Raw genomic sequence first — 25,878 nt, forward strand, 5'->3', positions numbered from 1 at the left:
AGTGGCCCGAAGGAGCGGCGCCTATATGGGGGCGCTCGCAGGCGGTCAAGCGAACATGTGCCGGGAAAGAAGCTTCCAGGGGCCGCCACGGTACCACCAGGCCGCAAGGCCGGCGATCTCGACCTCGCGGGGGCGGAAGTCGCGGCTCAGCTGATCCAGCAGCAGCTTGGCAACGGAGGGCTGAACCTTGTTCTGGACGGTGACGTGCGGACGCCAACCGCCCGCGTCCTGGGGCGTCAGCAGGCCCGAGAATGCTTCTGCCAAACGAGCGCGCACGGCCGTGAGTTCGGGTGACTCGATCCGGACCGCAACGCCCCTCCCCAGCGACATGAAGCCGCCAGCCCGCGCCACCGGCGCCCGGACCCCACGCGTCTCGCCGATCAGCCGATGCTTCAGCTCGTCCGCGCTCGAGGGCGGCAGGTGATGGAACAGGGTCAGATGTGCCGCGAGCTGGTTGCGCTCGGCCGGGAAATGCTCGCGCCGCATTCCGTCCAGCCAGCCCTGGTCCGCACGCCCGAATAACGCGGACACGATGATCGGGGCCGGCCTGGTACTGCCCTCCAGCGCAGCATCGCCCGGCGATACCGACATCAGATCTCCACCTGGCTGCCGAGCTCGACCACGCGGTTGGTGGGCAGGCGAAAGAATTCCATCGCCGACTCCGCGTTACGGAGCATCCAGGCGAACAGCTTTTCGCGCCAGATCATCATGCCTGGCCGATCGGATGCCAGCAGCGTCTGGCGCGACAGAAAGAAGCTGGTGTCCATCATCTTGAACGCGGCGCCGCGGTTTTCCATCGTCTTCAGCGCGGCCGGCACGTCGATCTCGTCCATGAAGCCATAGCGCAGTACCAGGCGATAGAAGCCCTCGCCCAGCGTGTCCCATTTCGCGCGATCGTCATCGGGCCAATAAGGCTGGTCGGTGATCTTGACGGTCAGCAGCACCACTCGTTCGTGCAGCACCTTGTTGTGCTTCAGGTTGTGCAGCAGCGCGTGCGGCACTCCCTCCGCGCTCGAGGTCATGAACACGGCCGTACCGGCAACGCGACTGGCGCTGTTGGCGGCGGAGCTGATGAAGACCTTGATCGGCATGGCCGACTCGGTCAGCCGGTCGATCATCAGCTTGCGCCCCTTCGACCAGGTGGTCAGCAGCGTGAAGATGATGAAGCCGATCATCAGCGGGAACCACCCGCCATCGGGGATCTTTGTCAGGTTCGCCGACAGATAGGCACCGTCGACCAGGAAAAAGAGCGCGAGCATCGGGAACGCGGCGATCCGCGGCCAATGCCACAGCCGGATCAATGCGACGCCCAACAGGCAGGTGTCGATCGTCATCGCCCCCGTCACCGCGATCCCGTACGCGCTGGTGAGATTGGACGACGTGCGGAAGAACAGCACCAGCAGGATCACGAAGCACATCAGCGCCCAATTGACGAGCGGGATGTAGATCTGCCCCGCTGTCTGTGCGCTGGTATGCTCGATGCGAAGCCGCGGCATGAAGCCGAGCTGGATTGCCTGTTGCGTGACCGAGAACGCGCCGGAGATCACCGCCTGGCTTGCGATGATTGCTGCCATTGTCGCCAGGATCACTAGCGGCAGTTGCAGGTTTTCCGGCGCCAGCATGTAGAACGGGCTTTGCAGCGCCGCCGTGCCCTGCCGGAACAGCAGCGCGCCCTGCCCCATGTAGTTCAGCATCAACGCCGGCAGCACGAAGAACAGCCACGACACCCCGATCGGCCGCCGCCCGAAATGGCCCATGTCGGCATACAGGGCCTCCGCACCCGTGACCGCCAGCACTACCGATCCCAGCGCGAGAAAGGCGCGCACGGGATCGAGCAGGAAGAACTCAACCGCGTAATGCGGGCTCAGCGCCCAGAGCACGGCCGGCGTTTCGACGACGCTGATCACTCCCAACGCGCCGATCGTGGTGAAATAGACCAGCATGATCGGGCCAAAGAACAGCCCCACCCGCCCCGTTCCCACCGACTGGATGGAGAACAGCCCGACCAGGATCGCGACGGAGATTGGCAGCACCAGCATGCCAAGGGTCGGCGACACGACGCCCAGCCCTTCGACCGCGGACAGTACCGACACGGCGGGGGTGATCATGCTGTCGCCATAGAACAGGGCCGTGGCGAACACGCCCAGCAGGATGATGCCCGTCGACCAGCGCCGCGTTTTTGTCTTGCCCGATACCAGCGCCAGCAGGGCAAGGCTGCCGCCCTCCCCCTTGTTGTCGGCGCGCATGATGATCATCACGTATTTCAACGTCACCACGATCATCATCGACCAGAACATCAGGCTGATGACGCCCATGATGTGGGCGGGATCGAGAGCCAGCTTGTGATGGCCGGCAAAAGTCTCGCGAAACGCGTAAAGCGGGCTGGTGCCGATATCGCCGAACACGATCCCGATCGCACCCACCGCCAGCTTGACCAGGCCTTCGCTGCCATGGCCGCCATGATGCCCACCGTGATCACCGACATCGCCGCCAAGCTCGGCCCGTGCGGCCGGCAGGGAAGCGGAAGGTTGGGTCGTCACAGGCGTGCTTTGCCCGGCATGGGTTGGCTTTCCGTGGATTGCGCTCCGACAGCAAAGGTCGGCTCTCGCGAAGGAACGGCGCGTGTACACCCCGGTTCCCGGCCACGCAACGGGACCGGGACAGGCGTGATCACCGCGGTTATAGCGCGCGCAACCAGATCAGGAGAGTTCACATGCGAGTCGGTGTTCCAAAGGAGATAAAGAACCACGAATACCGGGTAGGTTTGACCCCTCCATCGGTTTCCGAACTGGTCGCCGCAGGTCACGACGTGGTGGTCGAAACGGGGGCAGGCGCCGGCATTGATTTCTCGGACCAGGATTACAGGGACGCCGGCGCGGCCATCCTGCCTGACGCACCTGCCGTGTTCGCGGGTGCCGACATGATCGTGAAGGTCAAGGAGCCGCAGGCGTCGGAGATCGCCCTGCTGGAACCGCGCCACCTGCTGTTCACCTACCTGCACCTGGCGGCCGACAAGCCGCAGGCCGAAGGGCTGATGAAGTCGGGCGCGACCTGCATCGCCTATGAAACCGTGACCCAGGCGACCGGCGGCCTGCCGCTGCTGAAGCCGATGAGCGAGGTCGCTGGCCGCATGTCGGTGCAGGTCGGCGCACATTATCTGGAAAAGGAGCAGGGCGGCCGCGGCATCCTGCTCGGCGGCGTGCCCGGCGTCGCACCGGCGAAGGTGGCGATCCTGGGTGGCGGCGTGTCCGGCATCAACGCAGCGCAAATGGCAGTTGGCATGCGCGCCGACGTGACCGTCTATGACCTGAACATGAGCCGCCTGGCCGAGCTCGACATGTTCTTCTCCAGCCAGATCAAGACGGCCTATGCCAGCCGCGCCGCGATCGCGTCGGCCGTGAAGAACGCGCACCTCGTCATCGGCGCGGTGCTGGTGCCCGGCGCCGCGGCTCCCAAGCTCGTCACCCGCGACATGCTGAAGACCATGAAGCGCGGATCGGTGATGGTGGACATCGCCATCGACCAGGGCGGCTGCTTCGAAACCAGCCACGCGACCACGCACGAGGACCCGGTGTTCGAGGTCGACGGCGTGATCCACTATTGCGTGGCGAACATGCCAGGCGCCGTCGCACGCACCAGCACCTTTGCGCTGAACAATGCGACCCTGCCCTTTGCCCTCAAGCTCGCCAACATGGGCGCCGAGGCCGCGATGAAGGCCGACCCGCATCTCGCCAACGGCCTCAACGTCTACGGGGGCAAGATCACGTTCAAGGCGGTCGCGGACGACCTCGGCCTCGAATATCAGGCGTGGAACGGATAAGGAACATGGGGGTTGTCGGTGCTGAAAGGATTTTCTGCATGAGCGATACCGAGAACCCCAAGACTCACCCGACCTCCAACGCTGAAAAGGACCCGCACGACTGGACCACCGGCGACGAGCCGATGACCGGCGCGCAGGCCAGCTATCTCAAGACCCTTTCCGAGGAAGCGCATGAGGAGTTCGAGGACGACCTGACAAAGGCTGACGCCTCGCTGAAGATCGACGAACTTCAGGAAAAGACCGGGCGCGGCAAATAACTCATCGATGGGGGCGGCATCGTTCGCAGCGGCGCCGCCCCATGTTCAAGGAACAAGGGCGGGCAAGATGAGGCGATTACGGGCTTCACCGACCCTTGCTTTTGCTGCCGTCATGTTCGCGAGTGCCTTGTCGGAAGCGGGTCTGCCCGCCGCGCTGCGGTCCGTCACCGGGCCGGTTCTCCTTCAGCCCCGGCCAGCATCGACTGACCGGAATGTGGCGCTACTGCCCATGGTGGCGTCTGGGCCAGCCGTCACACCTAAGAACGCGTCCAGTATCAATGCGGCCCTGCGCCGCGAGGACGGCCGGGTCCTGAACGCCGCGGCGGAGTGCCGGGCGTCGCTTCGGGAACAGACCGGTCGTGGGTCGCAGGACGCGTGGCACCGGTCGGTCTCGATCGGCATGGCAGGCCCACGCTTCCTGGCGTTCGACCTCACCGACAATTACTTCTGTGGGGGTGCCTACCCGAATGACGGGCAGACCTCGCTCGTGTTCGATCTCGCCACGGGAAAGCCGGTCAACTGGCTTACATTCTTTCCACCCGGCGCTCGGGGCCGGCAGAACACGGCTGGGGACGGCGCGCCCCTTGGCTTGGTCGCTTGGCCCGAACTGACCCGTCGCGCTGCCGCACAAGCACAACCCGAATGCCGGGAAGCGCTCTCTGACGCGGGGTATAGCGGCTTCTCCATAACCCTGGACGCACGTACCGCTGCCCTGATCGCGACGCCCGCGGAGTTCCCGCATGTTATTCAGGCCTGTGCCGAGCCGATCCACCTCCGTACGGAGGAATTGCGGCGACTGCGCATTTCGCCGGTCCTGATTGGCGCGCTTGCATCGGCGCGTCGGTTGCAGCGCTAGCCGGCCTCGCTCAGCGCCCTCCCGTCTCCGCCAGATAACGATCCAGCAACGCCAGCCTGACCGCTATGTCGCGCCGATACGAAGCCTGTACCGGCGCCAGGGCGAGAGCGCGAGTCCACAGCGGCCGTGCTGCGGCGAAGTCGCCCGCTCGCACACGAGCAAGCCCCAGGAAGAACGGAGGCGCGGGGCTGGTAGGAGCGATGCGCGCCGCCTGCTGGAACGCGAACAGGGCCGCCGGGCTCACCTGGTTGTTGTCATGCGCGGCGAAGGCGTTGCCGAGTGCCGTCCACAAACGCAGGCTTCTCGGTTCGGACCGGATTCCGCCGAGCAGCACCTGTACCGCCGCCTTCGGCTCGCCGACACGGGTCATGGCGTCCGCAGCGACCAGGTAGGCGGCATCGCTCGCGTAGCGGTTGAGCATCTGGTCGCGCAGGTCGGTGATGCTGGGGTCCTGCGGTTGGATCAGCGTTCGCGGGGCCGCGGCACGGGCAGGGACGCCAGGCCTGCCCTGAAGCGCATAGCCCGCCGCGCCCAGCATCAGCGCGGCACCTGCGAACGACCACAGCAGCCGCGGCAAACGCAGCGCGACCAGCAGCCCGAAGGTGCCGCCGCCAAGCAGCAGAAGCGCCACCCAGCCCATCAGCGCCGCCGCCGAAAACTGACGCGGGCCAATGCTACGCCGATCAGCAGCAGGGCAATGGGAGCGAGATAAAGCGGCCAGGTCGCGCGCGACAACGGCGGATCATAGCTGACGTAATCACCATAGCGCGACACCAGCCAGGACCGGATAGCCCCCGACTCCTCGCCCGCCGCGACCCGCTGGCGAACCAGTGCCCGCATGTCACCCGCCATGGCAGCGTCGGAGTCGGCAATCGACTGACCCTGGCAGACCAGGCAGCGCAGTGTTTCCATCAGCCCTCGCGCCCGCGCCTCCTGCGCAGGGTCGGGCAGTTCGGTATTGGCAAGCCGCTGTGACGGCAGCGGCGTGTTGGCCACCGCCGGCGTCGCGACGATCAGCAGCAGCAGGAGCGCGGCGCCCCTCATGGCAGCGCCTTCACCCGTGCCGCGAGTGCGTCCACCTCATCGGCGCGGATATCGCCAACATGCTGGTCGATGATCTTGCCTTCGCCATCGACGATGAAGGTTTCGGGCACGCCCGAGGAGCCAAGCGCGAACTGCACCGCGCTGGCCGGGTCGCTCCCGATCGCGTCATATGGGTCGCCGTAGCGAGCCAGGAAGTCCTGAACGGCGCCGGTCGTGTCCTTCACCGCGATCGCATCGATCGGCACGCCCATGGCCTTCAGCCGCAGCAACTGCGGCGCTTCGGCCGCACAAGGAATGCACCAGCTGGCGAAGATGTTGACCAGTCTCGGCCGGCCACGCGCAAAGCGGCCGGGCTCGATGCCGGGCTTGCCGGGCACGATGGGCTGCAGCGCCACGGCGGGCATGGGGTGTCCGACCAGCGCCGATCGAACGGTGCGATCAGCCGGTCGCCACATCGCGACCGCGACAATGACGACCAGGACCAGAAACCCTGCCAGGGGTAGCCACAACAGGCGGTTGTTGCTCACGCCCAGATTTCCCGGAGAGCAGCCCGGCGGTCCCGCGCCACCCGACCGATCAGCGACAACGCGCCCCCGAGGGCGATCAGCGCGCCGCCCAGCCAAATCAATGTCACCCACGGCTTCCACCACAGCCGCAACTGCCAGCGCCCCTGCCCGTCCGCCGCGCCGAGCACGGTGTAGAGCTGCCCGTCCAGCATGGTACGGATCGCCGTTTCGCTCGTGGTGGTCGGCGGGTTGGCGAAGAAACGCTGCTGCGGCCTGAGAACCATCGTGTCATCGTCGCGCGTCGCGATCAGCCGCCCTTCAAGCCCGGACCAGTTCTCCCCCAGCACCGGCGCGATCCCGACCAGCGTCACGCTGAACGGTCCTACCCGCACCGGCTCGCCCGGCCGCACGGCGACCAGCCGCTCGGTCGTGAATGCCGCGTCACAGGCCATGCCGGCGAGGCTGACGGCGATCCCCAGATGCGCAACCACCATGCCCCATGTGAACATGGGCGTGCGGCGCAGGTTTCGGCCGACCAGCGGCAACACGCTCGCTACCGCCAATCCCGCGGACAGCGCGAGCCCGAGCAGCGGCAGCAAGCCGATCCATCCGGCGAGCACGACCAGCCCCGCCCCGCTGAAACACGCCGCGGCGGTCGGGTAGGTCAGCTGCGCCAGCACCGCCTGCCCGTCATCACGCCGCCAGCGGATCAACGGCCCGGCCGCCATCGCAATCACCAGTGCCAGGGCGATCGGCCCAGCCGCCTTGTTGAAGAAGGGCGCCCCGATCGACAGCTGCACCCCGAAACCCGCGGCAACCAGCGGGTACAGCGTCCCGATCAGCACGATGCCGAGGATGACCGTCAGGAGCAGGTTGTTGAGCACCAGCCCGCCCTCGCGGCTCAGCAGCTCGAACGTCGTACCCTGGCGCACCGTGCCGACCCGCAGGGCGAACAGCGCAAGCGCGCCGCCGATATAGATCAGCAGCAGCGCCAGGATGAACGCGCCGCGGGTCGGGTCGACCGCAAAGGCATGAACGCTGGTCAGGATGCCCGACCGGACCAGGAACGTGCCAATCATCGACATGGAAAAGGCTACAACCGCCAGCATCACGGTCCAGGCACGAAGGCCATCGCGCGTCGCCAGCACCGTCACGGAGTGGAGGAGAGCGGTGGCCGCGAGCCACGGCATCAGTGAGGCGTTCTCGACCGGGTCCCAGAACCACCAGCCGCCCCAGCCAAGCTCGTAATAAGCCCAATAGCTGCCTGCTGTGATCCCCAGCGTCAGAAAGATCCAGGCCCCGAGCACCCAGGGCCGCATCGCCTTGGCAAACACTGCCCCCACGTCACGCGTCACCAACGCGCCCACCGCGAAGGAAAAGGCGACCGACAGGCCGACATAGCCGATGTACAAGGTCGGCGGATGGAACGCGAGACCGGGGTCCTGCAGCAGCGGGTTCAGCCCAAGCCCGTCGGCCGGCGCCGGCCACAGCCGCGCAAACGGGTTGGAGGCGATCAACAGAAAGGCATAAAAACCCGCGGCGATCAGCGCCTGCGCGCCCAACGTTGCTGCCAGCGTCCGCTCCTCCAGCCTGTGCTCCAGCATCGCGACCGCACCGCCGGCGAGCCCCAGGATGGTGACCCAGAGCAGCATGGAGCCTTCGTGATTACCCCAGGCGCCCGCGATCTTGTAGAGCATGGGCTTGGCTGAGTGGCTGTTTTCGACGACCAGCTTCACCGACATGTCCGACGCGGCGAACACCGCGATCAGGCACGCCATCGCCACGCTTGCAAGCAGCCCTTGCGCAACCGCGACACGGCGGATGCCCAGCATGGCCTCCTCCCGCCCCGTTCGCAGAGCCAGCGCCCCCAGCGCGAACTGGAGGAGGGCAAGCGCCGCGGCAAGCCACAGCGCGACCAGACCGGCTTCGGCGATCACTGCTTCAGCGTCCGGGTTTCGTGCATCTTGCCCGCCAGCTCAGGCGGCATGTACTTTTCGTCATGCTTGGCGAGCAGATTGGTCGCGACGAACCGGCCGTCGGGCTGGAAACGGCCCTCCGCCACCACGCCCGACCGCTCGCGAAACAGGTCCGGGACGATGCCGGCAAAGGTCACGGGCGTCGTCGCCTGCCCGTCCGTTACGGTGAAGCGCACGGTGACGCCGTCATGTGCCCGTGCGATCGACCCCGCCTCTACCATCCCGCCCAGCCGCACGTCGCGCCCCAGCGGCAACCCGCTACGCCGCACGTCGGATGGTGCGTAGAAGAACGCCGCCTGGTCACGCAGCGCCGACATGGCGAGCAGCGCCGCCGCGACCACCGCAGCGAGGGCCAGGAGGACAAGCACCAGCCGCTGGTTCTTGGCCGTCATTTCTCGGCCCGCCTCATGGCAAGGTAGCTGGCCAGCGCGAGCGCCCCCGCCCCGCCCAGGACCACGAGATAGGCCGCGATCACGAAAACCCACTGGTTCATGCGCGCGCCATCCGCCGCAGCCGCGCCTCGGTCTTGATGCGGCCGAGCAGCGCCCGCATCCGCATCAGCACCACGCCCGCGAAGAAAAGGGTGAAGCCGACCAGCGTGATCGGCAGCGGCCACAGGATCGAACGGTCGATCGTGGACCCGGTCAGCCCGATCGACTGGCCCTGGTGCAGCGTGTTCCACCACACCACCGAATAACGGATGACGGGCAGCAACGCCGATCCCGCGATGCCGAACACCGCAGGCACCCGGCCATCTCCGCCCCGTTCCGCATCGGCACGGGCCAGCGCCATGTAACCGCAGTACACGAAGAATAGCAGCAGCATGGACGTCAGCCGTCCGTCCCACTGCCACCAGGTGCCCCAGGTCGGTCGCCCCCAGATGGATCCGCTGATCAGGCATAATGCTGCAAAGGTCGCCCCCGCCGGCGCGATCGCGCGCGCGGCGATGTTGGCCAGCGGATGCCGCCAGACGAGATAAGCGACGCTGGACAGTGCGATCCCGCTCCATCCGCCCATCCCCAGCCACGCGGTCGGCACATGCAGGTACATGATGCGCACCGTGTCGCCCTGCAGGTAGTCGGGCGGCGTCAGCGCCAGCCCGGCCCAGGTTCCGATCGCGACCAGCGCTATCCCTGCCCAGACGAGCAGCGGGGTCAGCGGCCGGGCGATCCGGAGAAAGCGCGTCGGATTGGCAAGGGCATGGAGCGAAGGCACAGGTCTGGTGGCTCAGATAAGCGTTTTCCGGCCGCGCGTCACCCCGCTCCGGCGGTCGGACAGCGATGACGGCGAGCTTTCGTGGCCCGCCGCCTGCCGGGTCAGCCGCGGCCGATCAGCCGCTGCGCGATACGGTCGGCAACCTCGGCTGCGGGCTGGCCGGTACGCTCGCTCTCGTCCCACACCTGTTCCAGCCGCTCGGGGATGCGGCTGATCCGCGCCATCACCTCGGCCTCGTCGCCCTGGCCCAGATATTCGAGCCCGACATTGATGATCCCGCCCGCGTTGATGACGTAATCGGGCGCGTAGAGGATGCCGGCCTCATGCAGGCGCGCATAGTCGGCGCGGGTCGCGAGCTGGTTGTTCGCACCGCCCGCCACGATCTTCGCGCCGAGTGTCGGGATCGACTGTTCGGTCAGGATCGCGCCCAGGGCATTGGGGCTGACGATGTCGGCCACGGTCGATAGGATCGCGTCGGCTGCGACCGCGGTCCCGCCGAGTTCGGCCGCCAGCGCCTGGGCACGGTCGGCGTTCACGTCTGCCAGCGTCAGCACCGCGCCGTCCTTGGCCAGCAACCGGGCAAGGCCGCCGCCGACCGAGCCGACTCCCTGGATCGCCACCCGCACGCCAGCCATGGCATCGGTGCCGAGCCCCCGCTTCGCAGCGGCCTTGACGCCCAGATACACGCCATGCGCCGTATAAGGGCCAGGATCGCCGCCCGCCGCACCGCTCGCGACCGGCAGGCCGGAGACATAGCGTGTTTCTTCAGCGATCACCTTCATGCGCGCTTCGGACATGCCGACATCCTCGGCGGTGACATAGCGACCGTTGAGTGATTCGACCGCGCGGCCGAATGCCCGCAACTGCTCCTCGGTGATGGTCGCGCCCGGGCGATCGGCGAGCACCACGCCCTTGCCGCCGCCCAATTCCAGCCCTGCCATCGCATTCTTGTAGCTCATGCCACGCGACAGGCGCAGCGCGTCGGTGATCGCGCCGTCGGTGCTGCCGTAATTCCAGAACCGGACACCACCCGCGGCCGGCCCCAGCGCGGTGGAATGCACCGCCACAATGGCCTGCAGCCCGGACGCATTGTCCGTGAACAGGTGCACGCCCTCGTGCTCGTCGAAGTCGGGGAAGCCCCAGTCGGCGCTCATGATCGTCCTTCGGTGGGGCGCGGACTGGCCGGCGCCTGAACCAGCGAGTGCTGGCAAAAGTGGGGCGACCGACGGGACTTGAACCCGCGACCCTCGGTACCACAAACCGATGCTCTAACCAACTGAGCTACGATCGCCGCGAAGGTCCGAGCCCCTACGAGCAGGTCCGCCACGCGTCAAGGCAATCAGAAGCGTCCCTCGATCGAAAGACGATGGCCGGCGCTGGTGGGGGCAAATCCCGCCAGCTCCAGCTTCTGTGCAGCTTCGGGGTCTGTGGGCCTCACCAGGAAGGTCGCGGCATAGGTCCCGGCAGCCATGACGCGCAGGGTCACGCTTTCCGTGCCCGCACTGCTGGTCAACGGCAGCAGTAGCGCTTCACCATCGCACCGCGCGGTGCCGGTCAGCGTTGCGGGAAGCGCGATCCCTGCCGCCGCCGTCGTGAGTGACACGCTGACCCGTCCCTCCGCATCGTGGCACGCGCCATCAACAAAGTGCGCGCTGACCGCATCAAGATCGAATCGGGTCACGGGCAGCGGCGCGAACAGGTTGCCGGTCGCAAGCGATGCGGTCGCGTCGTCGATCCCGGTACGGTGCCGGCTGACAGTCACCGCGCCGTGAAAGGGACGAACCGCATCTTCGTGCCCGTCCAGTTCAATGCGAGCGCGCCCGATCAGCAGCGGCCAGGGAGACAAATGTGCCTTCAGGTCCCCCAGCGCGAGTTGGCCCAGATGCGCATCGGTCAGCGAGCCCGCCCAAACGCTGCCATCCGCGGTTCGTGCCGTCAGCCCTGCATCATCCGCGCCGAACCACCCGAGCGCAAGGCGAAGCGGCAGGAACAGGAACAAGGCAGCGGCGAACATCGCACCGCCGAGCGCCGCCGGCCCGGTCCGCAGGCGCACCCGCCTCATCGACCTTGCGTCCCGATCACCAGGTCGACAGCCACCGTACGATCCCCATTGTCGGTCAGCCGCGCGCCCTGGACCAGCAATCCCTGCCGCTCCAATCGCGCCAGCCACGGCACGATCGCTGCCGGCCTGGCTGATGTCAGCGTCACGTGAATCCGGTCGGGAGCTTGCTCGTCCAGGTTGGTCAACTGAAAGCCTGCCGCATCCGCGCGGGCCCGCACCGCGTCCGCCAGGGTGCCGGTGAGCGCCCGCCCGCGCAGGGCCTGCGCCGACCGCACGGCCGCGACGGCGGCGCGGGTTTCACCCAGCCGGGTCACCGCATCCACCTGCCGCGACTGCGCGCTCGACAGGGCATCGCCCACCGGGCGGATGATGCCGGCCCAGATGATCGTCACCGCCGCCAACGCGACCATGATCAGCAGCAGCCGCTTTTCCCTCAGCGATCGACCGGAATACCAGGTGACCACGCCGTTCATGGTGCCCTTACCGTCATTTCGCCCGACACCCGCCCGCCGGCCGAGGTAAAGGTGCTGGCCGTAACGGCAAAGCCCGCTGCCTCCAGCGCCCGCTTGACGTCGGTCGGCCCGGCCTCGCTGCTCGTCGCGAGGGACACGCGCAAGCTGCCGTCGGGTTCGAACGTCATGGCCGTCAACTCGGCCCCCTGCTGCGCACGCACAGCGGCGAACACGGCTGCGGCGGTGGCGCTGAAACCGCGGCCGGGTCCGCGCAGCCGGGTCAAGCGCTCGTCGAGCTGGCGCGCCGGATCGGTAACGGTTTCGCCCCGGGCCAGCCCGGTTCGGGCAAGCGCGTCCGCCTGCGCTTCCGCCGCGTCGGCCGCCAGGTTGAGGCGGATGATGCGAGCGACGTCGATGGCGAAGGTGAGCAACAGGGCCACGCCCGCCAGCACGGCCAGTCGCCGCACGAGCCGCCAGTCGATGGCCGGCCGGCGACGCCGTGCGAACGGGCCCTGACGCAGGTCCAGCGGCGGGCTGGCCGCTGCGGCGGCGAGCGACGCGCCGAGCAGGTCGCGATCGATCGTCGTCGGGGCCACCCCGCCGGTGACGAGTTCGGTCAACCGCGCCTCATCCGCAAAGCCGCTCGCGTGCCCCCGCACCAGGCCGCGACCCCCCACCTCCGCGCGAACAAAGCCCTCCTCAGGCCTGGGCACCAGCAACGGCGCCGGCACTACCGCGTCAGGGTCGATGCCCAGCGCCGCAAGGCGGGACAGCCAGTCGCGCATCCGCTCTGCTGCCACCACGGCGATCGCGCGGCTGGCGCCGTCCTCCGCCCCCGCGACTGCCACATGTAACTCGCTGACTGGCGATGCCGCAGCCTCGGACACCAGCACCCGTGCGGCGGCAGCGGCCTGGGCGAGTGAACGGCTGGGCAGATCGGCCCAATGCAGCGTCACGTCCTCGGCTGGGGCGACCGCGACGACGCCGTCGTCGAAGTCGGGAATGCCCTCCCCCTCACCCGCGGGCTTGCCCTCGGCGAAGCGCAGCCAGCGCCAATCGTCGGCGCCATCGCCGGGAAGGAAGAGAAGCGTTGTCATGTCCCCTCCCCCCATTGCCGTGAGACGAGCTGCGCGGGAAGCCTGTTCGCATCAACAAGTGCGCGTTCGTGCCGCTCGGCCCCGGGAACCGTGACATCAATGGTCAGCGCGAACCAGCTTGTCGTCACCGCCAGCGGCCCGGTGCTGTTCAGCCCTGCCACGACGCCCGCCTGATTGGCCTGGTTCTGGAACGCGCCGATGTCCGCCCACCCCTGGGGCGGCCGCCGCAACAACAGTTGGCGCGCGAGGTCCACCGGCATCGAGTCCGGATATTGCATCGCCAGCAGCGGCGCCTGCTCGGGCAGCAGCGTGTCGACATTGATCCGCGTCGCCTCCGCCCGTGGGAGTGTGCAGATCCAGGGCTGAAGTTGCCGGAACAGATCGGGCGTGACGCCCGCAACCGCGCGCAATTCACTCCGGTCCGCCATCAGCGTACCGCCCGTGCGGTACGGCGTCGCGAGCGAGAGATAGGTCGCGTCCTCCCCACCGTTCGCCTGCTGGTCGGCATCGGTGTCGATCCAGTCGGCGGCCCCTGCCGCCACCTGCTCCGCCAGATGGGGCGCGATGCCGATCAGGCGCATCAGCCGGGCGAACTGCTCACGCGCGGGACCGTAGCTCGTGTAGGTGCCGGCCTCACCCGACGATACTAGGCTGTTCAGGTTGAAGCAGTTGCCGCCATCGGTGATGCGCGCCACCGCGACCCCGCCGCCCGGCAGCGGCAGGCCGAACGGCCGCCCGCTCCAGCCGCCGGCCAGCGTGACGCGGCTGCGGCCCTGCCCCAACAGCGTATCGACCCGCGTCAGCGCCAGCGTTTCGGCCGCGCGCGCATAGCCTTCTGCGGCCTGCCCGGCGGCGGCATTGGCGGCCAGGCGCGTGGTCAACGTCAATCGCTCAAGGGCACCGGCCGCGATCACCGCGATGACTGCGACCAGCATCAGCACGGTCAACAACGCCGCGCCCCGTTCTGCCTGGCGTGGCTCAGGGCGCATCGACCACGATCCCGTTCGGACGATAACCGGTGCCGACCGGCATCAGCGCGCGAAAGGCGACGCCATCGCGCCTGACCAGCGAAAGTTCGGCGGCGTCGGGCAAAGGTTGGTCGAGCCGCCCCTCCCATCGCTCGCTCCATGCGCCCGAAAAGCGGTAGCGCAGCGACAGCGACTTCAGGCCTGTCATCAACACCGCTGGGGCCAACGGCTCCGCCCCGTCCAGCTGCGGAAAGGCGATCCGCTGGAGCGACCCGTCGACCAACTGATAGCCGAGCTTCTGCAACGTCGGCCGGCCAACATCGTCCAGGTTGCTCCACCCGCCGCGCACCAGCTGCATCCCGACAACCTCGCCGGTAAAGGCGGGGCGAACATTGCCCGCCTGATCGCGAGTCTGCCGGTTCACCGCCTGGGCGAGGTCCGCGCCCATGATCGAAACGGTCCGCTGCAGCGCCGCCGCTTGATCCAGCCGCGCCCCACCGGCTGCGCCCGCGCGGACGCTGAAGGCGAGCACGCCGACCCCGGCGACCGCGATCATGGAGAATACCATCAGCGCGATCATCACCTCGACCAGCGTAAAGCCGGCCTGGCCGCGTGGACGGGAACTCACGACGACCCTCCCGGCGCGGGGGATGTCGCCACCGGGACGGGAGCGACGGGCGCCGGGGGCCGGATCAATGTGGCACGGGCACGAACCACGCCGGTCGTGTCGGCAACCGCCACGTCCACCCGCAACACCTGCGTGTTGCCGGTCGGCGCCACCGTGCGGGTCCAGCGCCAGACCCGCCCGCCATTGCGCTGCTGCCCGGCTGCGGTGCCGAGCGTCGGCGGACGTACATCGCCGACCGCTTCCTCCGCCACGCCGCGCGCGACCAGGTTCGCGGCCATGGCCCCGTCCACGGCGGCGATCCCGCGCATGGTGCTCGTTTCCAGCCGTACCAGCGTCAGCACCGCCAGACTGAACACCGCCAGCGCCACCATGATCTCTATCAGGGTGAACCCGCGCTCATCTGCGCTTCCCGTCGAGGGCCCGAAATCAGGCACCGACCCGCGCGGTCCCGTCCGCCTCGATCCGCACGCTCGCCTGGGCGCCGCGGCGTTGCAGGCGCAGGTCGAGCGGCCGATCCGCCAGCCCGGTCGTGTCAAAGATCACCCGCACGCGTCCGGAGTCATCGCCCAGCACCGCGCGGGTGCCCTCCTTCCACCGCTCGATCCGCAGCGGCTTGGCCGCCATCGGCACCCAGCGGCCGCCAGTCCGCTCGTCAAAGCCATAGCCGCCGGGGGTCACCCACAAGGATACCGGGCGCGACGTCACGATCGCCTGGTCGTGCGCCGCCTGGGCGCGGGTGGCGAACCGGGCCGCTTCGTCCGCCACACGCCCCTGCGGATCGGGCATGACCCACACGACCACGGCCGCCGACAGCGCGATCACGGTGATCGTCACCATGAGCTCCACCAGCGTGAAGCCGTGCTCGGCGGAGCGATTCATTGATTCAGGCCCGCGCCCGTTCAGCCCTTATTGCCAGCTCGCGACATCGGCATCGACGCCCTCGCCGCCCTCCTTGCCGTCTGCGCCCAGGCTCCAGACGTCCGCCTCACCATGCGTGCCGGGTGAGGAATATTGATACGGCCGGCCCCAGGGGTCCTGCGGCAGCTTCTTTATATAGCCGCCACGCTGATACTGGGCGGCATCGATCCCGGACGGTGCGGTAGTCAGCGCGGCAAGCCCCTCGGTGGTTGAGGGATAGCGGCTGAACTGAAGCCTGAACTGTTCCAGCCCGCCCTCGATCTGCGCGATGTCGGCCTTGGCCTTGACCACCCGCCCCTTGTCGCCGGCCGGGATCACGTTGATCGCGACAATGGTCGCCAACAGGCCGACGATGACAATGACGACCATCAGCTCGACAAGGGTGAAACCCTCTTCCCCGCGACGGCGGCGGCGCTTGTTCTGATCCTGGAAACGCATAACAATCCTCATTGTCCCGCAAGCGTGTTGAGCTGCAGGATCGGCAACAGAATGGATAGCACGATCGTCGCGACGATGCCGCCCATCACGACGATGATGGCGGGCTCCAGTAGCGACAGCGCGGTCGCGGTGAAGCGGTCGAATTCGCGCTCCAGGTAATCGGCCGCGCGTTCCAGCATCTCGTCGAGCCGGCCCGCGGTTTCGCCGCTGGCGGCAAGGTAGGTCAGCAACGGCGGAAACACCGCCGCGCGCCGCATCGCCGATGACAGGCTACCGCCACCCCGGATCGCATCAACGATCTGGTCCGAAGCGACCCGCAGGCGGCGGTTGTGGATGGTGCCCGCGGTCAGTTCCAGCCCTTCCAGCAGCGGCAACCGGCTCGCCACCATGGTGCCAAGCGTCCTCGCCATGCGCGCGGCATGAAGATCGCGCAGCAACCGGCCCAGTAGCGGCAACCTGAGCAGCCAGCTGTCGAACGCAAGCCGGATTGCGGGCTCCCGCAACAACCGCCAGCCAAGCACGCCACCGCCCACGGCAATCAGCCCAAGAACCCACCACCAGCCCGCCAGGAACGCGGAAAGCGCCATCACCATCCGGGTCAGGAATGGTAATTCCTGCCCTACCGTGTCGAACTGCTCGACCACCTGCGGCACGACGAAGATCATCAGCGCCGCGACCACGCCGAACGCCACCACCGCCAGGATCGCAGGATAGGCGAGCGCGGTGATCAGCTTGCCGCGGATCTCCGCCTGGCGCTCCAGCAGCGCGGCGAGGCGATCGAGGATGGTGGGCAACGTGCCCGAACTCTCGCCCGCCGCGACCATTGCGCGGTAGAGCGGCGGAAAGCTGCGCGGCTCGCGCGCCATGGCGTCGGCCAGGCGCCGTCCTTCCACCACGCCGCCATGAACCTGGGCGACCACCGTGCGGACATGCTCCTGCTCGGTCTGGCGCGTGATGGTCCGCAGCGACTCTTCCAGCGGCGACACCCGGTTCAGCGTGGCGAGCTGGCGGGTGAACAGCGTCAGCTGCTTGCCCGACATGCGCCGCCGGGCAAGCTGGAGCCCGAACAAGGGCCGCGTCGTGGTGGCCGGGGGAGCCCCGGGCTCGATCCGCACCACATAGAGCCGCCGCCCATCGAGCGTACGGCGCGCGGCATCGAGGTCGCTCGCCGCCACATGCCCGCGCCGCTCGTTCCCGCGGGTGTCGATCGCGAGATAATCGAAATCAGCCATCATCGTCCGGCAACGGCGCCGCCGTTTCCACGACCGGGTCCGTCGCATCGCGCCGCGACACGCGCACGGCCTCTTCCGGTGTGGTCAGCCCCGCCTCGACCAGCTCGCGCGCCGCCTGCGCCAGCGTCGGCGTCCGGGCAAAGGCGTGGCGCGCGATCGCCGCCTCGTCCCCGCCCTCGTTGATCAGCCGGCGCACGGTGTCATCGACCCGCACCGCCTCGAACACGCCGATCCGGCCGCGGAAGCCTGTGCCATTGCACCGTTCACAACCGCCCGCCTGATACACCGTCTTGTCGGGAGCGATGCCCAGCAACGAAGCGACGGAATGCTCCGCCGCCACGGGACGCCGGCACTCGTCGCACAGGCGCCGCACCAGCCGCTGCGCGATCACGGCGCGCAAGGTGGAGGCGAGCAGGAACGGCTCCACCTTCATGTCGCGCATCCGGGTGATCGCGCCCACGGCATCGTTGGTGTGGACGGTGGAAAGCACCAGATGCCCTGTCAGCGACGCCTGCACCGCGATCTCGGCCGTTTCGCGGTCGCGGATCTCGCCCACCATCACCGTGTCGGGATCCTGGCGCAGGATCGCGCGCAGCCCGGCGGCAAAGGTCAGCCCGACCTTGGGGTTCACCTGCGTCTGGCCAACGCCATCCACGGCGTACTCGACCGGGTCTTCCACGGTCAGGATGTTGCGGCTGCCATCGTTCAGCAGGCGCAGTGCCGCATAAAGCGTCGTGGTCTTGCCCGACCCGGTCGGCCCCGTGACCAGCAGGATGCCGTTCGGCTCCGCCAAAGCCTCATTCAGCAGCTGGAACATGCCCGGCGTCAGCCCTAGCGCGGGCAGGTCGATGCCGGCATTGTCCTTGTCCAGGATACGCAGCACGACACGCTCGCCCGCCCGGCTCGGCAGCGTGGAGACGCGCACGTCCAGCAGCTTGCCCCCCAGCGTCAGCCCCATGCGCCCGTCCTGCGGCACGCGCCGTTCGGCGATGTCGAGCCGCGCCATCACCTTGATGCGGCTGACCACCACCGGCGCGACATGCGGGGGCATGCGCAACGTCTCGCGCAGCACGCCATCGATCCGCATCCGCACGACCAGGCCGGTCTCATATGGCTCGATATGGATATCCGACACGCCGTTGCGGGCCGCATCGGCGATGATCCCGTTGATCAGCCGGATCGCCGGCGCATCATCGGCGGTGTCGAGCAGATCCTCGGCGGTCGGCAGGCCATCGGCCAGCAGGTCCAGCTCGTCACCCATCCCTACTGCCGCGATCGCGGTCGCCTGCCCGTCCATTGCATAGGCATCGGACAACAGGCGGTCGAACGCAGGCGGGGCCACCAGTTCGACGTCGAACGGCCGGCGCAGAAATCGGCGCAGTTCCAGCAGGGCGCGCGGGTCGGCACCTTCCCGCAGCGCAACTCGATCCCCGTCCAGCACCACACCGAACTTGCGGGCGAAGGCATACGGGATGCCGGCGATCGGATGGTGTTCTGCGCGGGCAAGCGCAATCGGCGGCGTGGTGTCCTCGCCGTCGACGCCCAGGCGAAGCGCGGTATCGGTCATGACGATGCTCCAGCGGAAACCGGGGCACCGCTGCCGCCCCGGTCATCGTGACACCAGATAGGGACCATTGCCCCCATTTTCACCGCTTCACCCGAACCTTGCTCGTCGAATTGGTCACGACGGGCACCGCGACACGAGGGTCCTGGATGTTGCCCGGCACGGGCGCGGACGGGATCGGCGCCGCCGCACCCAGATAGTCTCGCACCAGTTCGTCGATTGACGGCTCGGCCGTGGGGTCCTGCAGCCCCTGTTGCAGCCGCAGATAGCCGTAACGCTGCTCGGCAACCCGCCGGCTGTCCTCGCGTGTCCTGAGGATCGTCGGGCGGATGAAGATCATCAGGTTGGTCTTGGCCCGGGACTTGGCGCGCGACTTGAACAGGTTGCCGACCACCGGAATGTCGCCCAGCAGTGGGATCTTCTCGATCGTCCGCCGCTCCTCGTCCGATAGCAAACCACCGATAACGCCAATCGCACCATCATCCAGCGTCAAGGTAGTCTCGACCTCGCGCTTGTTCAGGATCAGGTCCGAATTGTCGCTCGACACAGGCCCGGCGATGGAGCTGACCTGAAGGTGGATGTTGACCTTCACCGTGCCCGACGAGTTCACCTGCGGACGCACGTCCAGGCCGATGCCGACATTCTCGCGCTGCGTCGTGCGGAACGCGTTGTCGAAGTTGGACGACAGCGCCTGCCCCGTCGTGACCGGGATTTCCTGTCCCACCAGGCTGTGCGCCTCCTGGTTGTCGGGCGCGATGATGTGCGGAACCTGCAGCAGGTTGGACGCCGTATCGCTTTTGACCGCGTTGATGATCGCGCCAAAGATCGTGTCGCCGATCTTGCCGCCGAACCCGCCAAAGCCGCCGGACGAGCCGAGGATGGACGTGATCGCGGACTGGGCGAGCTGGTTCGAGACGGTCGTGTCGGTGCCCGTCACGACGTTCTGGCCGTTGATGGTCGTTGTTGTGGTCGCCAGTTCGCGGGCCCCGATCGCGCCCGCGATCTGCAGGATGTTCGGCGCGGAGTTGCTGAACGTCGATGCCGCGAACGCCCCACCCGAGAGGTTGCCGAGCAGGAATTGCGCGCCAAGGCGGTTCACCGTCGAATCCGACACCTCCGCGACGATCGCCTCGATCAGGACCTGTTCACGCCTTGTATCAAGCTGACGCACCACCTCGGCCAGCTGACGCTGGATGTCGCCCGGTGCCGCGATCACGATGGCGTTGGCGCCAATGAAGCGGGTCACCACCGCCGCCGTCCGTCCACCCGCCGCCGTCAGCGCGGGCTGGCCCGTTCCGCCATTCGCGCCCGGCACGCTCGCCGGCGCGGACGGGCCCTGGGGGGCCGCATTGGCGGGGGTGGACGTGCTGCCGTTGGTGCTGGTCGACCCGAAATTGGTGCGGCTGAGCTGCTGGCTGGACGGCTGGTCCGGGGTTTGCCCGACCAGCTGCTGCAACACGGGCAACAGCTGCTCGGCGTCGGCGTTCTCCAGGAACACGACCTTGATCTCGGTCCCGTTCTTCGCCTTCAGATCCAGGTCTGCTGCCACTTGTGACAGCCGGGATACGGTGGACGGATCGCCCCGCAGCACCACGGCATTGGAGCCCTCCACTGCAACGACGGAGGTGGGGGTCGCCCCTGCCCCGCCACCCGCGGCTGCCCCGCCCGCGCCAGCGCCGACCAGCCCTTGCAGCGCGGTCGCGATCTCGCGTGCCGATGCGTTCCTCAGGCTGACGACGCGCGTGGACGCGTTGTCATTGTCGATCCGGCCCAGCACCTCGCGGATCCGGCGAATGTTGTCGGCGAAATCGACAATGACCAGGCTGTTGCCGCCGCGATTGGCGGTGACGGAGCCTTGCGCGCTGACCAGCGGCCTCACCGTTTCCACTGCACTTTGCGCGTCCACCGCACGCAACCGGACGATCTCCGTCACGAAGCTGTTGCGGTTGGCCCCGCTCGCGCCGATCCGGCTTGGCTGCTGGGCCGCATTGTCGATCGGCTGGATGCGCAACGCCCCGTTGGCGGTCGGCACCGCCACCAGGTTGTTGGCGCGCAGCGTCGACAGGAACACCTCGAAATATTGCGAACGGGACAGCGGCCGGTCGGTCACCACCGTCACCTTGCCCTGCACCCGGCTGTCGATGATGAAGGTGCGGCCCGTCACCTTGGCCGCGTCCGCGATGAACGCGCGGACATCGGCGTCACGGACATTCAGGGTCGTCTGGGCATGAGCACCCGCCGCGAGCGCAAGCGCCAGGGCGGAAGCAAGAAGGGTCTTTGTCATCGATCTCTGCGTCATTTTATGGGCGTGACCGGGATACCGAGCGGCATCGTCTGACCACCGCGTTCCACTGTCACGGGAATATTGCCACCGGCGGAAAAGTCGGCCGCGACCCGCTCGATATCGCCCGGACCGTTCACCGGGCGGCCACCAATGGCCGTGACCACGTCGCCATCCCGCAGGCCCGATCGCTGAAACAAGCCACCCGAACCCTGCGACCGTACCACCAACCCGCTGACCCGGCCATCGTCGATCCGCGGGATAAAGCCGATCTCGCTTCGGATCTGCGCGGCGATCTTTCCCGCCGGGCCCGCCGCCGGCGGCGGAGCGCCGGCCGTGGCGACGGCGCCCCCATCTGGCTGCACGGGCGTGACCGAACTCGACTGGTCAAGGAACAGGTCCTCGGTCGTGCCGCCGCGATCCAGGGTGACGTGATCGAACGCGACCGACTTCAGCCTTACGCCGAGGGCGACCTCCTCGCCCACCTCGATGCTCTTCTGCACGCCATCGGGCCCGGCAACGATCGCAGAGCCGCGCCCCATCGCCTCGTCCAGCCGAGTCCCGAACAACGTCAGCTGGAGCGACGTGACCGCCGCAGCCGACGCCTGGCCCGCAGACAACCGGAAAAACGGGTCAAAGCTGCCCAGCACATCCGCGGCCCCGCCAGGAAGCGCTATGTCGAGCGGGCGCCACTCGCCAACCGGGGACACGGGGGTCACCACCGCCCATACCAGCCGCGCGCCCTGCGTCGCGACCAGCGCCATCAGCGCGAGTTCGGCCACCGAGTACACATTGACGCGGGGCAGCCGCCGCAAGATGCGGCGCGCACGCGCGTCCATCATCAATCGCATCGCGTTTCACCCCACCGTCGCGGTGCCTACGCATGGCATGTTACGCTTCTGCGTCAATGCTCTGCGTTGGTGCCGGCACTGGCGCACGGTCGAGCGGGCTGGCAAATCGGACGGCATGAGCATCCTTCCCCTGCTAGGTAGCGGCCATCCGTCGGAGCCGATCGTGGACCGCATCCTGTCGCACCCGGGCGTTCAGCGGGTGCCCAGTCCCAAGCTGACCTTGTTCATCAACCGCGCCTTCCTGTCGCCCGACCTGTGTGAAGGCCTGGTGGAGCGCATCGATGCCGTGCGCCGGCCCTCGACCCTCAGCGACCCAAACGGGGACGCCAGCTACCGCACCAGTGAAACGGGCGACCTTGCCGGGACCGACCCGCTCGTGGCGGAGGTGGAAGCGCGCATCACCGGGCTGACCGGCCTGGACCCTGTGTTCGGGGAACCGATCCAGGGCCAGCGCTACGCGGTCGGGCAGGAGTTCAAGGGGCACACCGACTATTTCGAGCCCACCGGGATCGACTTCGACCGATATTGCGGGGTCGCCGGCAACCGCACCTGGACGGTCATGATCTACCTGAACGAGCCAGAGGCCGGCGGCGCTACCCGGTTCAAGAGCATCGACAAGATCGTGCAGCCAGAGGTGGGCAAGCTGCTCGCCTGGAACAATCGGCGGCCGGATGGAACGTTGAACCCCGCCACCCTTCATCAGGGAATGAAGGTGCGCAGCGGGACCAAATACGTCATCACCAAATGGTTTCGCGAGCGGCCCTGGCGCTGATCCGGCACCGAGCATCAAGGGGTGAACCACGCAAGTCCACCCCTCGCGCCTTCCTAGAAGGTCGTGCTCACCCCCAGGGAAAAGGTGCGACCCTGGATGTACTTGTTGATGAAGACCTGGTTGCCGCCCGGAAACACCTGCCGCTCGTTATAGCGGGTGCGGGTCAGGTTGCGCGCCTCCGCCTTGATCTCGAAACGGCCGCCAAAGGCCTCGATCCCCTGCCGTGCCACCACGTCCAACCGGATGCCGGGCCGCTCGATGATGTCCGGCTGGAACCCGACGCCCGACAGGTTGGTCGGCCCACGGTTGGTCACGCGATCGCTGGCATAGTTGAACAACACGGTCAGCTGCGACAGCCGATCCGTGTCATCGATCCCGAGTTGCAGGTTTACCAGGTGATCGGACTGCCCCGTCAACGGCGCGCCGTCGCGGAACTGGGCGCTTGCCGGGCCATAGCCGGTCGGGCACGCGCCCAGGGTCTGGTTGGTCACGTTCGGAACGCACCCGCCCGACGCGTTGATGCTGGACTGGGTGTAGGTGTAGTTGGCCAACGCGAACAGGCGGCGGGTCGCAAAGGCATCACCCAGCCCGCGCAACGGCAGATACTTCTGCACCTCGACCTCGCCGCCATACAGCGTCGCGCTCGGCAGGTAGCTGAAGCCCGTCTGCAACCGATCGTCGGACCCGGTGTAGAAGCCGACCTGCTCGATCGGATTGTCGATCCGCTTGTAGAAGCCCGCCAGCGTGAAGCGCTGGTCCCGACCGAAGAACCACTCGTATCGCGCTTCCAGGTTGTATAGCTCCGAATCCTTCAACAGCGGGTTGCCGAAGAATAGCCGGTCCGAATCCGGATCACGGAACTGCTGAGGCGCAAGCTCACGGAATTGCGGCCGCGAGATGGTCTTGGAGAAGGACGCGCGCGCCTGCATGTTGGCCGCGAAGTTCCAGGTCAGCGTCGCCGCCGGCAGGAAGTAATCGTTCTTCAACCGGGTGGGCGCCGTTCCGATCGGGGTAACGATCTCCCGGCCATTCTCGTACCGCACGCCGATGACCGCACGCAGCCCGTCGCTCGCCTCGGCCTCGGCCTGGACATAGCCTGCGTGGATGATCAGCCCGGCGTCATAGCGATATGCGCCCAGCGGCGTGTTGAACTGCAGCTCGATGGTGCACAGGTTTGCCGCGATCTGCGGGCATGCATTGTTGAGCGCGTCCGGACCCAGCAGGAAGTCTGGCCGCAACAGGTTCACCGGATACCCGGGCGCCGTTCCGCCGCCCAGGCTGGTCTGGTAGTTGAACTGCAGCCGGCTCGATGTGCGGTTCGTTTCCGAATAGAAATAGCCGGTCGACAAGGTGAACGGCCGTTCGGTGTCGAGCTTGTAGGAAAGGTCGCCCTGCCCGCTCCATAGGTTCTCGTTCAGGTCGCTGAAGATGATTGACGCGAACGGTGAGAAACGCTGGCTGACCTGGAACGCGCCGTTGCAGACGAACAGGTCCTGCCCGGACCCGGCATCGTTGTTCACGATCGCCTGCCCGGTCGTGGTGCGGTCCGAACAAAGATAATCGAACTGCCGCTCATACGGGGCCTTGCGCTTGGAATTGGCAAAGGCACCACGCGCGTCCAGGTGGAGCTGGTCGGTCAGCTTGAACTCGCCCACCAGCTGCGTTTCGACCAGCTGCCGCTCGAACCAGTTGGTGTTCTGCTGAAAGCGGAGCCCGCTCGAGTTGACATAGTTGGTCGCTGCCGACCCGCGACCCTGCTTCAGCGTGTCGTGCACATACACGTTGGTCCAGCGGATCGTGTTGTCGCCGAACTCGAAACCGACACCGATCAGTGCATTGGCAACCACGCGGTTGTCGGTCAGCAACGTCAGGAAGTCGTTGCGAAGCGCGCCGTTCTGCGCCGTGGTATCCTGCTGGGTGGACAGGCGCGACCGCCATGTGTTGCTTGCGGACAGAGACGCGACGACGCCCAGCCGGCTGCCGCCCAGGTCAAAGCTCGATCCGCCAGAGATCTCGCCCGACCAGTTGGCGGGCAGGTGGTTGTTACGCTGCAACAGCGTCGTGGACGCGTTCGACAGTTGCGCGACCTGCTCGACGGGGATCAGGCCATTGCTGTTCGGCGCGTTGCGGATGAAGCCCGGCACATCGCGCGTGCCGCTGTCAAAGCCCGTCCAGTCGGACTTGCTGCCGTAATAGGTATAGCCGAGCTCGCTGGTAGTGAAATCGTCCCCGCTCACGGTCGCGCCGGCGGACAGGAAGTTCTTGGTCGGGATCCCCTTGGTGGTCAGGTTGATGACGCCGCCGCCGAACTCGCCGGGGTAGTTCACCGAATAGGTCTTCTGCACCAGCGCCGACCCGACGATCGTGGTCGGGAAGATGTCCAGCGGTACCGACCGACGCAGCGGCTCCGGGCTCGGCAGCGGCGATCCGTTGAGCAACGATGAGGAGTAGCGGTCGCCCAGGCCGCGCACGAAGACGAATCCGTTGCCGACCACCGACAGGCCGGTGACCCGCGTCAGCGCGCCGGCGATGTCGCCCTCGCCCGTTCGCGCGATGTCGGCGGTCGACAGCACCGACACGATCTGTGCGGTGGCGCGCACCGTGTTGGGGATGTTGCGGCCGACCACGACCACTTCCTGCCCGGCGCTCGGGTCGGCACCCGGCGCGGACACCTCCACCGGCGCCTCCGCGCCCTCGGCAGCAGTTCCGCTCTGGGTGGTCGGGGTCTGCTCGTCCGTCGGCTCGCTGCCGGTCGGCGAACTGGTCGCGGGAGTGCTGGCCTGGGGCGGCGACTGCGCGCCTGCCGTGCCAGAGGTGCCGGCGCCGTTCGTCTGGGCCAGAACGGCCGGTGCGACGAGCTGCGACGTCAGGAGGAGAAGGGTGGCATAGGCGAGACGTCGCTGCATGGCCGGATCACTCAACGCAAATAGGGAAACGGACC

Annotated in this window: 26 protein-coding genes and 1 tRNA gene; 4 read left to right on the forward strand and 23 right to left on the reverse strand. The window is 67.6% G+C overall.

The window, feature by feature from the left end; genetic code table 11:
- Positions 1-45: 45 nt before the first annotated feature.
- Both FHS94_RS11005 and FHS94_RS11010 read right to left on the reverse strand, forming a co-directional pair.
- Positions 46-591 (reverse strand): 2'-5' RNA ligase family protein, encoded by a 546-nt coding sequence (locus FHS94_RS11005; protein WP_184057728.1) that lies wholly within the window; start codon positions 589-591, stop codon positions 46-48.
- Positions 591-2,516, reverse strand: a complete 1,926-nt coding sequence (locus tag FHS94_RS11010; protein ID WP_184057994.1) for a potassium transporter Kup — start codon at positions 2,514-2,516, stop codon at positions 591-593. Before FHS94_RS11010 ends, FHS94_RS11005 begins: the two co-directional genes overlap by 1 nt.
- Positions 2,517-2,713: 197 nt before the next feature.
- Between FHS94_RS11010 and ald the strand changes: the two genes are divergently transcribed.
- From ald to FHS94_RS11025, 3 genes are all read left to right on the forward strand, one after another.
- Positions 2,714-3,820, forward strand: a complete 1,107-nt coding sequence (gene ald, locus FHS94_RS11015; protein WP_184057730.1) for an alanine dehydrogenase — start codon at positions 2,714-2,716, stop codon at positions 3,818-3,820.
- A gap of 38 nt (positions 3,821-3,858) precedes the next feature.
- Positions 3,859-4,077, forward strand: coding sequence for a DUF3072 domain-containing protein (locus FHS94_RS11020; protein WP_184057732.1), 219 nt, complete (start codon positions 3,859-3,861; stop codon positions 4,075-4,077).
- A 112-nt stretch (positions 4,078-4,189) separates the two neighbouring features.
- On the forward strand, positions 4,190-4,933 hold the full coding sequence (locus FHS94_RS11025; protein WP_221234707.1) for a hypothetical protein: 744 nt from the start codon (positions 4,190-4,192) through the stop codon (positions 4,931-4,933).
- Between the two features lie 10 nt (positions 4,934-4,943).
- On the opposite strand, the gene FHS94_RS11030 is transcribed toward FHS94_RS11025, so the two are convergent.
- From FHS94_RS11030 to FHS94_RS11125, 20 genes are all read right to left on the reverse strand, one after another.
- Complete coding sequence (locus FHS94_RS11030) at positions 4,944-5,573, reverse strand: tetratricopeptide repeat protein (protein WP_184057735.1); 630 nt, start codon at positions 5,571-5,573, stop codon at positions 4,944-4,946.
- On the reverse strand, positions 5,573-5,977 hold the full coding sequence (locus tag FHS94_RS11035) for a cytochrome c-type biogenesis protein (RefSeq protein WP_184057737.1): 405 nt from the start codon (positions 5,975-5,977) through the stop codon (positions 5,573-5,575). The genes FHS94_RS11030 and FHS94_RS11035 overlap by 1 nt, the downstream gene beginning before the upstream one ends.
- A complete protein-coding gene (locus FHS94_RS11040) occupies positions 5,974-6,504 on the reverse strand; it encodes a redoxin family protein (protein ID WP_343055252.1) in 531 nt (176 codons plus the stop codon). The genes FHS94_RS11035 and FHS94_RS11040 overlap by 4 nt, the downstream gene beginning before the upstream one ends.
- A complete protein-coding gene (locus FHS94_RS11045; RefSeq protein WP_184057739.1) occupies positions 6,501-8,420 on the reverse strand; it encodes a heme lyase CcmF/NrfE family subunit in 1,920 nt (639 codons plus the stop codon). Before FHS94_RS11045 ends, FHS94_RS11040 begins: the two co-directional genes overlap by 4 nt.
- Positions 8,417-8,851, reverse strand: a complete 435-nt coding sequence (ccmE, locus tag FHS94_RS11050) for a cytochrome c maturation protein CcmE (RefSeq protein WP_184057741.1) — start codon at positions 8,849-8,851, stop codon at positions 8,417-8,419. Before ccmE ends, FHS94_RS11045 begins: the two co-directional genes overlap by 4 nt.
- A gap of 97 nt (positions 8,852-8,948) precedes the next feature.
- Positions 8,949-9,674, reverse strand: a complete 726-nt coding sequence (gene ccmC, locus FHS94_RS11055) for a heme ABC transporter permease CcmC (RefSeq protein WP_184057744.1) — start codon at positions 9,672-9,674, stop codon at positions 8,949-8,951.
- A 101-nt stretch (positions 9,675-9,775) separates the two neighbouring features.
- On the reverse strand, positions 9,776-10,828 hold the full coding sequence (locus FHS94_RS11060) for a Glu/Leu/Phe/Val family dehydrogenase (RefSeq protein ID WP_184057747.1): 1,053 nt from the start codon (positions 10,826-10,828) through the stop codon (positions 9,776-9,778).
- Positions 10,829-10,888: 60 nt separating this feature from the next.
- Positions 10,889-10,965: transfer RNA gene (locus FHS94_RS11065), tRNA-His, on the reverse strand.
- A gap of 48 nt (positions 10,966-11,013) precedes the next feature.
- Positions 11,014-11,736 carry a type II secretion system protein N gene (gene gspN / locus FHS94_RS11070; RefSeq protein WP_184057749.1) on the reverse strand — a complete coding sequence of 241 codons (723 nt, stop codon included), beginning with the start codon at positions 11,734-11,736 and terminating at the stop codon, positions 11,014-11,016.
- Positions 11,733-12,209 carry a type II secretion system protein GspM gene (gene gspM / locus FHS94_RS11075; protein WP_184057751.1) on the reverse strand — a complete coding sequence of 159 codons (477 nt, stop codon included), beginning with the start codon at positions 12,207-12,209 and terminating at the stop codon, positions 11,733-11,735. The genes gspN and gspM overlap by 4 nt, the downstream gene beginning before the upstream one ends.
- Complete coding sequence (gene gspL, locus FHS94_RS11080; RefSeq protein ID WP_184057753.1) at positions 12,206-13,285, reverse strand: type II secretion system protein GspL; 1,080 nt, start codon at positions 13,283-13,285, stop codon at positions 12,206-12,208. The genes gspM and gspL overlap by 4 nt, the downstream gene beginning before the upstream one ends.
- Complete coding sequence (gene gspK, locus FHS94_RS11085) at positions 13,282-14,274, reverse strand: type II secretion system minor pseudopilin GspK (RefSeq protein ID WP_184057755.1); 993 nt, start codon at positions 14,272-14,274, stop codon at positions 13,282-13,284. Before gspK ends, gspL begins: the two co-directional genes overlap by 4 nt.
- Positions 14,264-14,881 carry a type II secretion system minor pseudopilin GspJ gene (gspJ, locus tag FHS94_RS11090; protein ID WP_184057757.1) on the reverse strand — a complete coding sequence of 206 codons (618 nt, stop codon included), beginning with the start codon at positions 14,879-14,881 and terminating at the stop codon, positions 14,264-14,266. The genes gspK and gspJ overlap by 11 nt, the downstream gene beginning before the upstream one ends.
- Positions 14,878-15,315 carry a type II secretion system minor pseudopilin GspI gene (gene gspI, locus FHS94_RS11095; RefSeq protein WP_343055253.1) on the reverse strand — a complete coding sequence of 146 codons (438 nt, stop codon included), beginning with the start codon at positions 15,313-15,315 and terminating at the stop codon, positions 14,878-14,880. Before gspI ends, gspJ begins: the two co-directional genes overlap by 4 nt.
- Entirely contained in the window at positions 15,308-15,760 is a 453-nt protein-coding gene (locus FHS94_RS11100) for a GspH/FimT family pseudopilin (protein WP_184057759.1), read from the reverse strand. The genes gspI and FHS94_RS11100 overlap by 8 nt, the downstream gene beginning before the upstream one ends.
- Before the next feature lie 27 nt (positions 15,761-15,787).
- Positions 15,788-16,249, reverse strand: coding sequence for a type II secretion system major pseudopilin GspG (gene gspG / locus FHS94_RS11105; RefSeq protein ID WP_425506179.1), 462 nt, complete (start codon positions 16,247-16,249; stop codon positions 15,788-15,790).
- Positions 16,246-17,469, reverse strand: a complete 1,224-nt coding sequence (gspF, locus tag FHS94_RS11110) for a type II secretion system inner membrane protein GspF (RefSeq protein ID WP_184057763.1) — start codon at positions 17,467-17,469, stop codon at positions 16,246-16,248. The genes gspG and gspF overlap by 4 nt, the downstream gene beginning before the upstream one ends.
- Complete coding sequence (locus FHS94_RS11115; RefSeq protein WP_184057765.1) at positions 17,462-19,036, reverse strand: GspE/PulE family protein; 1,575 nt, start codon at positions 19,034-19,036, stop codon at positions 17,462-17,464. Before FHS94_RS11115 ends, gspF begins: the two co-directional genes overlap by 8 nt.
- Positions 19,037-19,115: 79 nt before the next feature.
- Complete coding sequence (gspD, locus tag FHS94_RS11120) at positions 19,116-21,317, reverse strand: type II secretion system secretin GspD (RefSeq protein ID WP_184057767.1); 2,202 nt, start codon at positions 21,315-21,317, stop codon at positions 19,116-19,118.
- Between the two features lie 11 nt (positions 21,318-21,328).
- On the reverse strand, positions 21,329-22,165 hold the full coding sequence (locus FHS94_RS11125) for a type II secretion system protein N (RefSeq protein WP_184057769.1): 837 nt from the start codon (positions 22,163-22,165) through the stop codon (positions 21,329-21,331).
- A 115-nt stretch (positions 22,166-22,280) separates the two neighbouring features.
- Between FHS94_RS11125 and FHS94_RS11130 the strand changes: the two genes are divergently transcribed.
- Complete coding sequence (locus tag FHS94_RS11130; protein ID WP_184057771.1) at positions 22,281-22,937, forward strand: prolyl hydroxylase family protein; 657 nt, start codon at positions 22,281-22,283, stop codon at positions 22,935-22,937.
- 53 nt (positions 22,938-22,990) lie between these two features.
- Here the strand turns inward: FHS94_RS11130 and FHS94_RS11135 are convergent, their stop codons facing one another.
- Complete coding sequence (locus FHS94_RS11135; protein WP_184057772.1) at positions 22,991-25,843, reverse strand: TonB-dependent receptor domain-containing protein; 2,853 nt, start codon at positions 25,841-25,843, stop codon at positions 22,991-22,993.
- Positions 25,844-25,878 lie beyond the last annotated feature (35 nt).

This window comes from Sphingomonas aerophila (assembly GCF_014199305.1).
GTDB classification, from domain to species: domain Bacteria; phylum Pseudomonadota; class Alphaproteobacteria; order Sphingomonadales; family Sphingomonadaceae; genus Sphingomonas; species Sphingomonas aerophila.

What these genes read in the sequence shown, in the direction of transcription:
- FHS94_RS11005 (WP_184057728.1), bottom strand. Translation starts at nt 591, where the DNA reads ATGTCGGTATCGCCGGGCGATGCTGCGCTGGAGGGCAGTACCAGGCCG.
- ald (WP_184057730.1), top strand. Translation starts at nt 2,714, where the DNA reads ATGCGAGTCGGTGTTCCAAAGGAGATAAAGAACCACGAATACCGGGTA.
- FHS94_RS11020 (WP_184057732.1), top strand. Translation starts at nt 3,859, where the DNA reads ATGAGCGATACCGAGAACCCCAAGACTCACCCGACCTCCAACGCTGAA.
- FHS94_RS11025 (WP_221234707.1), top strand. Translation starts at nt 4,190, where the DNA reads ATGTTCGCGAGTGCCTTGTCGGAAGCGGGTCTGCCCGCCGCGCTGCGG.
- FHS94_RS11030 (WP_184057735.1), bottom strand. Translation starts at nt 5,573, where the DNA reads ATGGGCTGGGTGGCGCTTCTGCTGCTTGGCGGCGGCACCTTCGGGCTG.
- FHS94_RS11035 (WP_184057737.1), bottom strand. Translation starts at nt 5,977, where the DNA reads ATGAGGGGCGCCGCGCTCCTGCTGCTGCTGATCGTCGCGACGCCGGCG.
- ccmE (WP_184057741.1), bottom strand. Translation starts at nt 8,851, where the DNA reads ATGACGGCCAAGAACCAGCGGCTGGTGCTTGTCCTCCTGGCCCTCGCT.
- FHS94_RS11060 (WP_184057747.1), bottom strand. Translation starts at nt 10,828, where the DNA reads ATGAGCGCCGACTGGGGCTTCCCCGACTTCGACGAGCACGAGGGCGTG.
- gspN (WP_184057749.1), bottom strand. Translation starts at nt 11,736, where the DNA reads ATGAGGCGGGTGCGCCTGCGGACCGGGCCGGCGGCGCTCGGCGGTGCG.
- gspM (WP_184057751.1), bottom strand. Translation starts at nt 12,209, where the DNA reads ATGAACGGCGTGGTCACCTGGTATTCCGGTCGATCGCTGAGGGAAAAG.
- gspL (WP_184057753.1), bottom strand. Translation starts at nt 13,285, where the DNA reads ATGACAACGCTTCTCTTCCTTCCCGGCGATGGCGCCGACGATTGGCGC.
- gspK (WP_184057755.1), bottom strand. Translation starts at nt 14,274, where the DNA reads ATGCGCCCTGAGCCACGCCAGGCAGAACGGGGCGCGGCGTTGTTGACC.
- FHS94_RS11100 (WP_184057759.1), bottom strand. Translation starts at nt 15,760, where the DNA reads ATGAATCGCTCCGCCGAGCACGGCTTCACGCTGGTGGAGCTCATGGTG.
- gspG (WP_425506179.1), bottom strand. Translation starts at nt 16,249, where the DNA reads ATGAGGATTGTTATGCGTTTCCAGGATCAGAACAAGCGCCGCCGCCGT.
- gspF (WP_184057763.1), bottom strand. Translation starts at nt 17,469, where the DNA reads ATGGCTGATTTCGATTATCTCGCGATCGACACCCGCGGGAACGAGCGG.
- FHS94_RS11115 (WP_184057765.1), bottom strand. Translation starts at nt 19,036, where the DNA reads ATGACCGATACCGCGCTTCGCCTGGGCGTCGACGGCGAGGACACCACG.
- gspD (WP_184057767.1), bottom strand. Translation starts at nt 21,317, where the DNA reads ATGACAAAGACCCTTCTTGCTTCCGCCCTGGCGCTTGCGCTCGCGGCG.
- FHS94_RS11125 (WP_184057769.1), bottom strand. Translation starts at nt 22,165, where the DNA reads ATGCGATTGATGATGGACGCGCGTGCGCGCCGCATCTTGCGGCGGCTG.
- FHS94_RS11130 (WP_184057771.1), top strand. Translation starts at nt 22,281, where the DNA reads ATGAGCATCCTTCCCCTGCTAGGTAGCGGCCATCCGTCGGAGCCGATC.
- FHS94_RS11135 (WP_184057772.1), bottom strand. Translation starts at nt 25,843, where the DNA reads ATGCAGCGACGTCTCGCCTATGCCACCCTTCTCCTCCTGACGTCGCAG.